Annotated in this window: 13 protein-coding genes; 6 read left to right on the forward strand and 7 right to left on the reverse strand. The window is 66.1% G+C overall.

Annotated features, from left to right (window positions below):
• Positions 1 to 78 precede the first annotated feature (78 nt).
• The 4 genes from AC1D00_RS08040 to AC1D00_RS08055 form a co-directional block, all read right to left on the reverse strand.
• On the reverse strand, positions 79 to 270 hold the full coding sequence (locus tag AC1D00_RS08040; RefSeq protein ID WP_477010287.1) for a hypothetical protein: 192 nt from the start codon (positions 268 to 270) through the stop codon (positions 79 to 81).
• A gap of 116 nt (positions 271 to 386) precedes the next feature.
• Positions 387 to 1295 (reverse strand): S49 family peptidase, encoded by a 909-nt coding sequence (locus AC1D00_RS08045; RefSeq protein ID WP_477010288.1) that lies wholly within the window; start codon positions 1293 to 1295, stop codon positions 387 to 389.
• Between the two features lie 216 nt (positions 1296 to 1511).
• Positions 1512 to 2273 (reverse strand): tRNA1(Val) (adenine(37)-N6)-methyltransferase, encoded by a 762-nt coding sequence (locus tag AC1D00_RS08050; protein WP_477010289.1) that lies wholly within the window; start codon positions 2271 to 2273, stop codon positions 1512 to 1514.
• A complete protein-coding gene (locus AC1D00_RS08055; RefSeq protein WP_011085319.1) occupies positions 2266 to 2493 on the reverse strand; it encodes a putative signal transducing protein in 228 nt (75 codons plus the stop codon). Before AC1D00_RS08055 ends, AC1D00_RS08050 begins: the two co-directional genes overlap by 8 nt.
• 132 nt (positions 2494 to 2625) lie before the next feature.
• On the opposite strand from AC1D00_RS08055, the gene AC1D00_RS08060 reads away from it, so the two are divergent.
• From AC1D00_RS08060 to AC1D00_RS08080, 5 genes are all read left to right on the forward strand, one after another.
• The gene (locus AC1D00_RS08060; protein WP_027543614.1) at positions 2626 to 3633 is read left to right on the forward strand and encodes a polyprenyl synthetase family protein; all 1008 of its coding nucleotides are present in this window, start codon (positions 2626 to 2628) and stop codon (positions 3631 to 3633) included.
• Positions 3634 to 4077: 444 nt separating this feature from the next.
• Entirely contained in the window at positions 4078 to 4593 is a 516-nt protein-coding gene (locus AC1D00_RS08065) for a winged helix-turn-helix transcriptional regulator (protein ID WP_477010290.1), read from the forward strand.
• Between the two features lies 1 nt (position 4594).
• Entirely contained in the window at positions 4595 to 5857 is a 1263-nt protein-coding gene (gene fabF, locus AC1D00_RS08070; protein WP_477010291.1) for a beta-ketoacyl-ACP synthase II, read from the forward strand.
• A gap of 44 nt (positions 5858 to 5901) precedes the next feature.
• Positions 5902 to 6534, forward strand: coding sequence for a LysE family translocator (locus tag AC1D00_RS08075; protein WP_135179514.1), 633 nt, complete (start codon positions 5902 to 5904; stop codon positions 6532 to 6534).
• Positions 6527 to 7405 carry an alpha/beta fold hydrolase gene (locus AC1D00_RS08080; RefSeq protein WP_477010292.1) on the forward strand — a complete coding sequence of 293 codons (879 nt, stop codon included), beginning with the start codon at positions 6527 to 6529 and terminating at the stop codon, positions 7403 to 7405. The genes AC1D00_RS08075 and AC1D00_RS08080 overlap by 8 nt, the downstream gene beginning before the upstream one ends.
• A gap of 108 nt (positions 7406 to 7513) precedes the next feature.
• On the opposite strand, the gene AC1D00_RS08085 is transcribed toward AC1D00_RS08080, so the two are convergent.
• The 3 genes from AC1D00_RS08085 to AC1D00_RS08095 all read right to left on the reverse strand — a co-directional run bounded on the left by AC1D00_RS08085 (position 7514) and on the right by AC1D00_RS08095 (position 12183).
• Positions 7514 to 8398, reverse strand: coding sequence for a 4-(cytidine 5'-diphospho)-2-C-methyl-D-erythritol kinase (locus tag AC1D00_RS08085; protein WP_477010293.1), 885 nt, complete (start codon positions 8396 to 8398; stop codon positions 7514 to 7516).
• Positions 8399 to 8426: 28 nt separating this feature from the next.
• Complete coding sequence (locus AC1D00_RS08090) at positions 8427 to 10223, reverse strand: tetratricopeptide repeat protein (RefSeq protein WP_027543620.1); 1797 nt, start codon at positions 10221 to 10223, stop codon at positions 8427 to 8429.
• A gap of 298 nt (positions 10224 to 10521) precedes the next feature.
• Positions 10522 to 12183, reverse strand: a complete 1662-nt coding sequence (locus tag AC1D00_RS08095; protein ID WP_477010294.1) for an electron transfer flavoprotein-ubiquinone oxidoreductase — start codon at positions 12181 to 12183, stop codon at positions 10522 to 10524.
• A gap of 135 nt (positions 12184 to 12318) precedes the next feature.
• Here AC1D00_RS08095 and AC1D00_RS08100 point away from each other — a divergent pair.
• A partial coding sequence (locus tag AC1D00_RS08100; protein WP_477010295.1) for a uracil-DNA glycosylase occupies positions 12319 to 12836 on the forward strand: 518 nt, incomplete at its 3' end.

The raw sequence follows: 12836 nt of genomic DNA on the forward strand, positions 1-12836 counted from the left end.
AGGGCGAACCCGGAATCTCGAGATTCCGGGTTCGATGCTTCGCATCGCCCCGGAATGACGGCGTGTGGAAAGGCGTGACTAGCCCGGGCGATACGCTCCGGTCACCGGATCCTGTTTCAGCGTCCGGATTTCCCCCACATGGGCGGCCTCGGCGACGCGTGAGAGGCGCATCTCCTCCAGCTCCTGATTGATCCGGACAGCGGTCTTGTAGGCCCAGCGGACCACGGCAAGCCCGCCCAGGACGCCTGCGAAAGCGACGAACGGCGGCATCTGTCGATCCTTGTTGAGTGCTCAGCCCCCACGCACATTCTTGCGCAGACCGGGCCGCGCCGCAATTGGCTCGGCTTCAAGTCTCCTTGGGGCCAAATGGCGCGGGAGGCCGCGCCCTAGAACCCGAATTTCGCCCAAATCGCCCGCGTTTCGACCGCCGAGATCAGTTCGTCCGGCAACCCGGCCATTGATTCCAGGGCCGAAAGCTGGCCCGCGCCGGGCGATCTGCGCCCCAAAAGGCCGGACAGCAGCCCGGTCGGCTGCGCGATCACGGGGGTGAGAACCTTCTCGCCATAGCGGGCACGAAGAGTTGAGCGGAGATCACCGATCCCGTCGGCGAGCCCCAGCGCGATCGAACTTTCGCCGGCCCAATATTCGCCGGTGAACAACGCGTCGTCGTCGCCCTTCAGGCGGGCGCCGCGACTCTGCTTCACGAGCGAAATGAAGATCTGGTGGATCTCGCGCTGGATCGCCTTCAGCTTGGCCACGTCGTCGGGGTTTTCGGGCAGGAACGGATCGAGCATCGCCTTGTGCGCGCCGGCCGTGTAGAGCCGCCGCTCGATGCCGAGCCGCCTGATCGCCTCCTGGAAACCAAAACTGCCGCCGACCACGCCGATCGAGCCGAGGATCGAGGACGGATCGCAGAAGATCTCGTCGCCGGCGCAGGCGATCATGTAGCCGCCGGAGGCCGCGACGTCCTCGACGAACACCAGCACCGGCAGCTTCTTCTCGGCCGCGAGCTGCTTGATGCGCAGGTAGATCTGGCGCGACTGCACCGGCGAGCCGCCGGGCGAGTTGATCACAAGCGCCACCGCCTTGGCGTTCCGCATCGAGAAGGCCCGCTCCAGCACCCGCGCGACGYCCGCGAGCGACATGCCCGGGCGCAGCGGCGTCACCGCGCCGATCACGCCTGACAGCCGCACCACCGGCACCACCGCCGTGCCCGGACGAAAGCGCGCCGGCAGATATTGCATGAGCTTGTCGGCCAGGCCGGAACCCTCACGATCGTTCAATTGTTCGGCCATGCCATTACCCCTGATTAACCATTTCTTATCACGCGACTGTCATTGGAAGTGCCTGGAACGTGTTTTGCAGATTCCCTATTGGGAAGCTGCAATGAAGCAGCGGAGGAAACGCCATGAAGATCTATCTGCTGTTGATGCTGATCGGTGCGCTTTTCGCGGCGATTCGCTTTACGTCCCCGCAAGAACAGCAGACGGAATCGCTGCCGCAGTAAGCCGTCACGGCTCCGCGAGCGGCAACACCGCCCTCCCTTCCAGAATATCCCTCACCTCTTTTTTAGGCACGTTTGACTCTTCGTTAAGCATGAGGCCCGGCAACAGGCGCGTCGGCGCCCTGCCGCCTTTGATCGCGCGCACCAGCACGCGGATCGCGGGCCGCCCCGCTTCGCCATGAACCGGCAGGATCGACAGGCTGCCGAAGCCGCGTGACAGCGCTGCCAAGACCTCGGCGATTCCATCCGCGCGCCAGATCAATGTCAGCACACCGTTCGATCGGAGGATACGCCGTGCTGCATGCACCCACGCATGCAGCGTCTCCTCCGTCGCCACATGCGCGGTGTGGCGCGCCTGATCCGGCGAGCCACGATGGCGCACCGGATCGTTGAAGGGCGGGTTCATCAGCACACGATCGACGCTGTCGGGCACGAGCCCATGTGCCAGGAAGGCCTGCGCATCGGCGGTGACGTCGAGCACGATCGTGTCGGCGGCAATCGCGTTCGCCGCCGCATTGGCTCGCGCCAGCTCCGCCAGTTCCGGATCGATCTCGACCAGGCTGAGCCTGATCCCCGCCACGCGCCGCGCCAGCGCCAGCCCGGCCGTGCCGATGCCGGCGCCGAGATCGACCACGCGGTCGCCCGCCTGGGCCTCCGTCGCCGCTGCAAGCAGGATGGCGTCATGCCCGGCGCGATGGCCGGACCGCTTCTGCTTCAGGCGTAGTTGCCCGCCGAGAAAGGCGTCCTCGGTGATGCCGGCCTCAATCATCGCCGCGCAGTTCGTGGCTGAGCCCGGCCTCGGTCAGGAGCTGCCGGGCCTCCTGGGCGTCGTCCTCATGGACCAGGATCCGCCGCGGCAAAATGCCGAGCGAGCCCTCGATGATGCTCATGTTCTGGTCCAGCACCAGATGATGGATATTGGCGCCGTCGAGCAGCGCGCCGATCGCTGACACCAGCACCATGTCGTTGGTCCGAACCAGTTCACGCAAAACGCAGGTCTCMTGCCTGAAAGGGGTTAAGCGGCAAATGTCAATGGTTCCGCAGCACTTGCCGCATGCGCCTCCAGTTTCTATTGTATTTCCATCAGAATAGCCCTTCCGGGGCAAATATTGGAGACCGGCGTGGCCGTCATCGTACCTTTCGAAACTCCCGGCGCGTCGATCGAAGAGCTGGTTGCCCTTGTCGCCGGAGACATGGAGCGCGTCAACGCCACGATCCTGTCGCGCACCGGCTCCGACGTGACCATGATCCCGGAGGTCGCCAACCATCTGATCTCCTCCGGGGGCAAGCGCCTGCGGCCGATGCTGACGCTCGCCATGGCCAATCTTGCCGGTTACAACGGCGACGGCCACATCAAGTTAGCTGCCTCCGTCGAGTTCATGCACACCGCCACCCTGCTCCATGACGACGTCGTGGACGAGAGCGAGATGCGCCGCGGCAAGCTGTCGGCGCGCATGCTCTGGGGCAACGAGGCGAGCGTGCTGGTCGGCGACTTCCTGCTCGGCCAGGCGTTCCGCATGATGGTCGAGGTCGGCTCGCTCCGCGCGCTGGACATTCTTTCGGCGGCCGCCGCCACCATCGCCGAGGGCGAGGTGATGCAGCTTGCGGCTGCCAAGAACACCGCGACCACCGAGGACGAATATCTCGCCGTGATCCGCGGCAAGACCGCCGAGCTGTTCGCCGCCGCCTGCGAGGTCGGCCCCGTGATCGCGAACCGCCCCAAGGCGGAGCAGACCGCCTGCCGCTCGGTCGGCATGAATCTCGGCATCGCCTTCCAGCTCGTCGACGACGTGCTCGACTATGGCGGCAAGAGCGCCAAGCTCGGCAAGAACACCGGCGACGATTTCCGCGAAGGCAAGATCACGCTGCCGGTCGTGCTCGCCTTCCGCCGCGGCAACGACACCGAGCGCGCCTTCTGGATCAAGGCGCTCGAGCGCGGCGAGATCGGCGATTCCGATCTCGATCACGCCATCGGCCTGATGAACAAGCACCGCGCGCTCGAGGACACGCTCAGCCGCGCCCAGCATTACGGCGCCATGGCTGTGGATGCACTGGCGCTGTTCCCGTCGTCGCCGATGAAGAGCGCGCTGGAGCAGGTCGTGGCGTTCTGCCTGGCGCGATCGCATTAGGTTTCGCGTTTCGGCGCACTGCCAACCACACCCTTCAGTGTCGTCCCGACGAAGGCCGGGACCCATTACCCCGGTCAGCGTTGTCCGGGCGCGCTGTGGCCACGATCGTGCGCCACAATAGTCGGTCGTGGTTATGGGTCCCGGCCTTCGCCGGGACGACGCCGATGAAGTAGCGTCACCCTGCTCCCACATCGTCATTGCGAGCGCAGCGACTTGTCCGCCGAGCTTTAGCGAAGGCGGAAGCAATCCAGAGTCCCTCCGCGGAAGCGGCCTGGATTGCTTCGCTGCGCTCGCAATGACGGAGCAAGCTGCGCAGTCACCGCTCGCCAACTCGCATTTCAAATCACAGAGACCGGTTCGCAGTCCCGCAACTCGCCCGCTCGCGCGATGAAGCTGCTCTGCTGGTCACTTGCATTTTGCAAGTAACCCTCCTACGTTCCCGCCATGCAGCCCAAATCCGCCTCCATTCTGGAATGCCCGGTCGGCCGCGCCGTGGAGACGGTCGGCGAATGGTGGAGCATTTTGATCCTGCGGGACGCGTTCCAGGGCGCGACGCGCTTCGACGAGTTCTCGCAAAATCTCGGGATCGCGCCGAACATCCTGTCGCGGCGCCTGGCCCATCTCACCGCGTCAGGCATGTTCGTCCGCCGCCGCTATCATGAGCGGCCGCCGCGTTACGAATATGTGCTGACGGACAAGGCGCGGGATTTCTTCCCCGTGGTCGCGGCGTTGCTCGCCTGGGGCAACAGGCATCTCGCGCCGAAGGGCGAAGCCATTCTACTGGCAAGCCGGGCCGATCGTCGTCCGTTCGATCCTGTCGTGGTCGATGCCGCCGACATGCAGCCGATCACGCTCGACAATGCGGTCATCATCGCGGGCCCGGGTGCCAGTCGCGGGATGCGGAAACGGCTGGCTTCGCTCAAGGCCATGAACCCGGCCATTGCGCCGGCCGGAGACTGACATGCGTCGTATCGTCGTGACGGGAATGGGCGCGGTATCGCCGCTCGCCTGCGGTGTCGAACTGTCCTGGCGCCGGCTGCTCGCCGGTCAAAGCGGGCTGCGTCCCCTGCCCGAATGGTCGCAGGCGCTGCCCGCGCGCATCGCGGGCCTCGTGCCCGACAAGGCCGGCGATGCCGACGGCGGCTTCGACCCGGCGCAGGCCGCTGCGCCAAAAGACCAGCGCAAGATGGACCGTTTCATCCTGTTCGCGCTGCTCGCCACCGCAGAAGCGGTCGCGCAGGCCGAATGGGCACCGCAGGACGCGGCCGCGCTGGAACGGACCGCAACCATCATCGCCTCCGGCGTCGGCGGCTTTCCGGCGATGGCGGAAGCGGTGCGCATCACCGAGCAGCGCGGCGTGCGCCGGCTCTCGCCATTCACGATCCCCTCGTTTCTCGCCAATCTCGCCGCCGGCCACGTCTCGATCAAATACGGCTACAAGGGACCGCTGGGGACACCGGTCACCGCCTGTGCCGCCAGCGTCCAGGCGATCGGCGATGCCGCGCGGATGATCCGCGCCGGCGAGGCCGATGTTGCGATCTGCGGCGGCGCCGAGGCCTGCATCGACATCGTCAGCCTCGGCGGCTTCGCGGCGGCGCGCGCACTGTCGAGCTCCTTCAACGAGGAGCCGGGGCGCGCCTCGCGCCCGTTCGATCGCGACCGCGACGGCTTCGTCATGGGCGAAGGCGCCGGCATCCTGGTGGTCGAGGCGCTCGAGCATGCGCTGGCGCGCGGCGCCACGCCGATCGCGGAGATCGTCGGATACGGCACGACGGCGGATGCCTACCACATGACGTCGGGGCCACCCGATGGCGACGGCGCGCGCCGCGCGATGGAGATCGCGCTGCGGCAGGCGCGGCTGGAGCCCGGCGAATTGCAGCACTTGAACGCGCATGCGACGTCGACGCCGGCCGGTGACGAAAGCGAGCTTGGCGCGATCGGCGCGCTGTTCGGCCGCAGCCGCAGCATAGCGGTGAGCGCGACGAAATCAGCTACCGGCCATCTGCTCGGCGCCGCCGGCGGACTCGAGGCGATCTTCACCATCCTCGCCTTGCGCGACCAGGTCGCGCCGCCGACGCTCAATTTCGAAAACCCCGATCCCGGCGCAGACGGCATCGACATCGTCTCAGGTAGCGCGCGTCCGATGCAGATACGGCACGCCATCTCCAACGGATTTGGCTTCGGCGGGGTGAATGCCAGCGTGATCTTCCGCCGGATGGACTAAACGACAGGCCTTGCAATCGCCCCACGCATCGCTACGACAGCAGGATGACCGACACGAATTTCTGGCTGTTCCTTGCCGCGGCATCTCTCATTGCTGCCATTCCCGGCCCCGGCATTTTCTACGTCGCGGCGCGAACCTTGTCCGAGGGGCGCGGCAGCGGCTTTGCCTCGACCGCGGGCACGGCGCTCGGCGGGCTGGTTCATGTGGTGGCGGGCAGTCTCGGTATCTCCGCCATCATTCTCGCCAGCGCCGAGCTGTTTGCCGCCGTCAAATTCGTCGGCGCGCTCTATCTGGTCTGGCTCGGCATCAAGACTTTTCGCAGCGCCAGCCGTACGCTGTCGCTGGAGAGCGCGCCCACCGGCGATAAGCGCGCGTTCCGCGACGGCGTGCTGGTCGAGGCGCTGAACCCGAAGACCGCCGCGTTCTTCCTCGCCTTCATTCCGCAATTCCTCGATCCCGCGGGAGCGAACCCCACGCTGCAATTCATCGTGCTCGGCGCGATCTCGGTGACGCTGAACACGCTCGCCGATGTCGTCGTGGTGCTGATGGCCTCCGCGACGCGCACGCAACTGATCGGACGGCCGCATCTGATGCGGCGCCTCACCCAGGGCTCCGGCGTCTTCATCGCGGGCCTCGGCCTCTCGCTCGCGCTGGCGCGGCGGCCGGCAAATGGCTAGCGCCCCGCAAAGCCGCTTCTACGAGTCTCACGGCCTGCGGCTGTATTATGCCGATTGGTGCAACGAGGGCGCGCCGCCCCTTATCCTGGTCCATGGCGGCCGCGATCATTGCCGCAGCTGGGACGTCATCGCCAGATCGCTGCAACCGCATTTTCACGTGCTGGCGCCCGACCTGCGCGGACACGGCGATTCCGACTGGACCAAGGGCGGCAGCTACGCGCTGACGGAATATGTGTACGATCTCGCCCAACTCGTCCGCAGCGTCGCAGCGCCTCAAGTAACTCTCATCGGCCATTCGATGGGCGGCATGGTGAGCCTGATCTTCTCGGGATCATTCCCCGAGCAGGTCACGAAGCTGGTCGTGCTGGACGGCGTGACCATGCTGCCGGATGCACCAAAGCCGCCGGCGCATGAGCGCATCGGCAAATGGGTCGGCCAGCTCGACAAGCTGCACGACCGCACGCCGCGCCGCTATTCGACCCTCGAGGATGCCGCCGCGCAGATGGTGCTTCACAACAAGCGGCTGTCGCGCGACCTCGCGCTGCATCTTGCGACGCACGGCGCGCGGCAGAACGCGGACGGTACCTATAGCTGGAAGTTCGATCCCTACCAGCGCGCCTCCGCGCCGCATCGRCTCTGGCCGGACGATCACGTCGAACTCTGGTCGCGCATCGCCTGCCCGACGCTGCTGCTGAATGCCGGCGAAAGCTTTCTCGGCGGGTCCAGAGCGGCAGGCCTGGAGCGCTACTTCCCGCAGGCGCGTGTCGAGACCATCGCCGGCGCGGGGCACTGGCTGCAGCATGACAAGCCGCAAGAGGTGTTGGGTGAAATCAGAAGGTTTCTCGGGCTGCCTGAGGATTGCAGCGGCTAGCCCAGCCTCGTAGCCCGCATGAGCGCAGCGACATGCGGGAAGCCGCAAGCACGAATCCCGGATGTCGCTACGCTCATCCGGGCTACGGCAGTGTCGTCGGGGAAATATCTAGCTCAACGTGCCCGCATGCACCCACCAGCCGGGGTGATCGCGCCGGATCTTTTCCGCAGCAGCATGGGCCTCGGTTGGCGCGCCATAGATCGCAAAGCAGGTCGCGCCCGAGCCGGACATGCGGGCGAGCTTGACGCCGGCGGAGCCACGAAGCGCCTCCAGCACCTCGCCGATAACAGGTTCGATGCGCATCGCGGGGGCTTCGAGGTCGTTGGCGACGGTTTCGAGAACCTCGACCCAGTCGGCGATCGAGGCGCCCTCCTCCGGCCAGGCCGGAGCTCCGAGGACGGAGGTGGCGCCGACCAGCAGCTCGCCGTTGCGCAGGCCCAGCGCCTGGAACACGTCCTTGGTCGCCACCGGCACGCGCGGATTGACCATCACGCAGGGCATGCTCGGCAGCGCGAGCGGCAGCAGCTGCTCGCCGACGCCGGTCATGTCGCAGGCGCGCGAGAGCAGGCACACCGGCACGTCGGCGCCGGTTGCGAGCGCGACCTTCTGGAGGCGGGGATCATCGAGCGACAGGTTGTTGAGCCGCGCCAGCAGGCGCAGTGCTGCCGCTGCATCCGCCGAGCCACCGCCGATACCGGCCGCGACGGGCAGCACCTTGTCGAGCGCAAAGGCGCCCAGCTTCAGGTTCGGCACGGCCTCGGCCAGAAGCTTGGCCGCCTTGAACACGAGATTGTCCGCGGTATCGCCGCACGCTGCGGCCAGCGGCCCGGTGGTGGCGAGCTTCAGCTCGCCGCCCGGCTCCAGCGTCAAACGATCGGCGCAGTCGGCGAAGGCGACCACGCTTTCGAGATCATGATAACCGTCGGCACGACGGCCGACCACGCGAAGGCTCAGATTGACCTTCGCGCGCCCCTCTTCAATCAACGCCGGCATCGGCGACACGCCCCCAACTTCACTCAGCTTAGCCGCCCTTGCCGTCGTCCTTCTTCTTCTCCGCCTGCGCGGCCGAAGAGTTCGAATTGTCGTCGGTCAGGCCGTTGGCGATCTTGGCCTCGATCTTCGGAAGCTCGTCCGGCTCGGGCTTGAGATCGCGGGCGTGCGACCACTGGAATTTGGCTTCCAGCGTGCGGCCGACGCGCCAATAGGCATCGCCAAGGTGATCGTTGATGGTGGGATCCTCGGGCTTCAGATCGATCGCGCGCTCGAGGTTCTTCACCGCCTCTTCGTAGTTGCCGATGCGGTAGTAAGCCCAGCCAAGCGAGTCGACGATGTAGCCGTCGTCGGGACGCTGCTCGACGGCGCGCTTGATCATCTTCATGCCTTCGTCGAGATTCACGCCTTGGTCGATCCAGGAATAGCCGAGATAGTTGAGGACATGCGGCTGGTCGGGCTGCAGCTCGAGCGCCTTCTTCATGTCGGCCTCGGCCTTGCCCCACTGCTTGGAGCGCTCCTCGCAGATGCCGCGATAATAGTACCAGACGCTGTTGGCCTTGTCGTTGCCGGCCGGCAGCACGTCGACGCCCTGCGAATAGGTCGCGCCGCAGTCGCCGAACTTCTTGCGGCCGCGCTCGATGTTGCCGAGCGCCATGATGGCTTCGAGATCCTTGGAATCCTCAGTGGTGACGCCCTTGAGGATCTTGATCGCCTCGTCGGTGCGGTCGGCGGAATCCAGATCGATGGCGAGCTGGATCTGCGCGTTGCGCTTCAGCGGCGAGGTCGACGGCACGCGCTCATAGACCTTGATCGCCATCTGCGGCCGCTTCACCGATTCATAGAGATCGGCGAGCGAGAGCAGCGCCAGCGGATGGGTCGGCTGGAGGTAGAGCGAGAGCTGGAGATAGACCAGTGCCAGATCCTCGCCGCCGCGGCGGGTCAGCGTCGCGCCGATGCCGTAGAGCGCCTCGGCAGCGCCGGCCTGCGCGGAATCGACCAGCGGCGGCAGCTTCTTGCCGGCCTTGGTGTCGCGCAGGCCTTCCACGATCAGCGGATGGCGGGCGAGCTTCTTGTCGAAGGCCTGGTAGACGGTGGTCGCCGCGGCGGAATCCTTGTTGCGCGACAGCCAGCGCGCATAGGCCTCGGTGACGCGCAGCATGGAATCGTCGAGCTTGTAGGCGCGCTCGAAGCGCGTGCCGGCGTCCTTCTCCTTGCCGGCGAGTTCGAGGATCATGCCGGCGTGGAGATCCTTGAACAGCGGATACCATTCCGGGCCGGCCAGCTTGTCGATGGTGGCGACAGCACCCTTGGAATCGCCGGCGCCATAGGCCGCCCAGCCCGACAGCAGCGTGGCGACGAGATCGGTAATGGGGCCGCGGATCGACTGGTTGATGTTGGTCTGCGCGGTCGCGTACTTCTTCAGCTTCAGATCATGCACGCCGACGACGAGGCGCGCGACGCGGTTGGTCTTGTCGATGGTGAGGATGCGCTCGGCGAGCTTGACCGCCTCGTCGATGTCGCCGTCGGCGACCGAGGAGATGAAGGCACGGTCGAGCAGCTCGTTGTTCTTCGGATCGGTGCGGAGCGCCGAGCGGTAGAAGGCGGCGGCCGAGGCCGCGTCGCGCTCGACGCTGGCGTGGCGGGCGGCGAGATAGCTGCCGGAGGTCGTGAGCGACTTCAGATCGTTCCGGGTCGGAAACTGCGCCGCCGTATCGGACGGATGATCCGGCGTCTGCGCCAGGACCCTGCCGGGGACCGTCGCGATCGCTGTGCCCATGAGGGCGATGGCGGCAACAGTCCAGCGGTTGAAACGAATTGAAAACATCAGGGCTCGCCTTGAGTTGGTAGTGCCTGGGTTCGCAGCAGAAAGCCGTCTCGCATGCGAACGCGGCCGGTGGCATCGTGACCCGGAACCGTCGGGTCGGACAATGCCGCTTTTGGCGGTTTACCGCAAGGATTCGGACCGGGCGATCGCCTCCGAACGCCCCAAATAGGACAAGAGCGCCCCAAGACGCCGCCACTATGGCCTTATCGTGGCCGCGACAGGTGGCCGCGGCCCGGTTCTCACGCGAACGTGCGGCAGATCACCGTTTGTGACCAGGTCCGCGCTGATTGGCCCGCCTTTACATCGCCTCGTAGTTCGGGCCGCCGCCGCCCTCCGGGGGAACCCAGGTGATGTTGCCGTTGGGGTCCTTCACGTCGCAGGTTTTGCAGTGGACGCAGTTCTGGGCGTTGATCTGGAAGCGCGGGCCGGCGCCCTCCTCGACCCATTCGTAGACGCCGGCGGGGCAATAGCGATTCGAGGGACCGGCGAACACGTCGTGCTCGGAGGTCTTCTGGAGGTTCATGTCCGCAACCCTGAGATGGACCGGCTGGTCCTCCTCGTGATTGGTGTTGGACAGGAATACCGACGACAGCTTGTCGAACGAGATCTTGCCGTCCGGCTTGGGGTAGTTCTTCGGCGCGTGGCTCTTGGCCGGATCGAGCGTCGCGCGATCCGGCTTGGAATGCGACTGGGTGCCGAACAGCGATGCGCCGAACAGCGTGTTGCACCACATGTCGAAGCCGCCGAGCGCGACGCCGAGCACGGTGCCGAACTTCGACCACAGCGGCTTGACGTTGCGGACCAGGAACAGATCCTTGCCCACGGAGGAGGAACGCCACGCGTTCTCGTACTCGACGATCTCGTCATTGGCGCGATCGGCCGCAAGCGCCGCTGCGACATGCTCGGCGGCGAGCATGCCGGTGCCCATCGCATTGTGCACGCCCTTGATGCGCGGGACGTTGACGAAGCCGGCCGCGCAGCCGATCAGCGCGCCACCGGGGAAGCTCAGTTTCGGCACCGACTGGTAGCCGCCCTCGGTGATGGCGCGCGCGCCATAGGCGAGCCGCTTGGCGCCTTCGAAGGTGCTGCGGATCGACGGATGGGTCTTGAAGCGCTGGAACTCGTCGAACGGCGACAGATAGGGATCATCGTAGTTCAGATGCACGACGAAACCGACGGCGACGAGATTGTCGTCGTAGTGATAGAGGAACGAGCCACCACCGGTCTTCAGGTCGAGCGGCCAGCCGAACGAATGCTGGATCAAGCCCTTCTGGTGCTTGGCGGGATCGATCTGCCAGACTTCCTTCAGGCCGATGCCGAACTTCGCCGGCTCGCTCTTGGAGTCGAGCGCGAACTTCGCGATGAGCTGCTTGGTCAGGCTGCCGCGGGCGCCTTCGGCAAACAACGTGTACTTGCCGAGCAATTCCATGCCACGGGTAAAGGAGTCCTTCGGCTTGCCGTCGCGGCCGATGCCCATGTCGCCGGTGGCAATGCCCCTGACCCTGCCTTCTTCGTCATAGAGCACCTCGGCCGCGGCGAAGCCCGGATAGATCTCGACGCCGAGCGCCTCGGCCTTGCGCGCCAGCCAGCGGCAGACATTGCCGAGCGAGCCGATGTAGCAGTGATGGTTGTCCATCAGCGGCGGCATCATGAAGTTCGGCAGCTTGATCGCGCCGCCGGCCGTCATCCAGTAAAAGCGGTCGTCCTTGACCTGCGTCTTCAGCGGACAGTCGGAATCCTCACGCCAGTCGGGAACGAGCTTGTCGAGCCCGGCCGGGTCGATCACAGCGCCGGAGAGAATATGCGCACCGACCTCGGAGCCCTTCTCCACCACGACGACGTTGAGATCGGCGTTGAGCTGCTTCAGCCGGATCGCGGCCGACAGGCCCGAGGGGCCGGCGCCGACGATGACGACGTCGAATTCCATGGATTCGCGCGGGGGAAGTTCTTCGGTGCTCATCTGATCTCAGCCCTTGAGACGGTCCTCGGTCGTTTGCGCCCTCTTGTTTCCGATTTTTCCGGGTAGGACAACCACGGAAATGCGTTCCGGTGGGATGCAAGGCGCCCCGAACTGATATAAAAGTCTGACTTTCCAATGATCCCCGAACCCGCCCCCACCGTCCGAGAGCTTCTCGCCTTCTATCTGGAGGCCGGAGTCGACTGCGCGCTCGCGGAGGAGCCGATAGACCGCCTGGCGGAAATGGACGCCCCGCCTCCGGTCCCGCGCGCAGCAGCGCCGGTGGAGGCGCCGCGGCCGGCCGCTGCGCCCACGGTGATCCGCGGCGAGGCCGCACCCGCCCCCGACGTCGCGATCGCCTCGGCACGCGAGGCTGCGCGCACCGCGCCGACGCTGGAGGCCTTGCGTGAGTTGATGCAGGGCTTCGAGGGCTGTGCGCTGAAGCACACCGCAACGAGGCTGGTGTTCGCCGACGGCAATCCGCAGGCGCGCATCATGTTCGTCGGCGAGGCGCCGGGCCGCGACGAGGACATCGAGGGACTGCCCTTCGTCGGGCGCAGCGGCAAGCTGCTCGACCTCATGATCGGCGCGATCGGGCTCAACCGCACCACCGCCTACATCGCCAACGTGATTCCGTGGCGCCCGCCCGGCAACCG

It is taken from the genome of Bradyrhizobium sp. P2_E8 (assembly GCF_056403875.1).

What these genes read in the sequence shown, in the direction of transcription:
- AC1D00_RS08040 (WP_477010287.1), bottom strand. Translation starts at nt 270, where the DNA reads ATGCCGCCGTTCGTCGCTTTCGCAGGCGTCCTGGGCGGGCTTGCCGTG.
- AC1D00_RS08050 (WP_477010289.1), bottom strand. Translation starts at nt 2,273, where the DNA reads ATGATTGAGGCCGGCATCACCGAGGACGCCTTTCTCGGCGGGCAACTA.
- AC1D00_RS08065 (WP_477010290.1), top strand. Translation starts at nt 4,078, where the DNA reads ATGCAGCCCAAATCCGCCTCCATTCTGGAATGCCCGGTCGGCCGCGCC.
- fabF (WP_477010291.1), top strand. Translation starts at nt 4,595, where the DNA reads ATGCGTCGTATCGTCGTGACGGGAATGGGCGCGGTATCGCCGCTCGCC.
- AC1D00_RS08075 (WP_135179514.1), top strand. Translation starts at nt 5,902, where the DNA reads ATGACCGACACGAATTTCTGGCTGTTCCTTGCCGCGGCATCTCTCATT.
- AC1D00_RS08085 (WP_477010293.1), bottom strand. Translation starts at nt 8,398, where the DNA reads ATGCCGGCGTTGATTGAAGAGGGGCGCGCGAAGGTCAATCTGAGCCTT.
- AC1D00_RS08090 (WP_027543620.1), bottom strand. Translation starts at nt 10,223, where the DNA reads ATGTTTTCAATTCGTTTCAACCGCTGGACTGTTGCCGCCATCGCCCTC.
- AC1D00_RS08095 (WP_477010294.1), bottom strand. Translation starts at nt 12,183, where the DNA reads ATGAGCACCGAAGAACTTCCCCCGCGCGAATCCATGGAATTCGACGTC.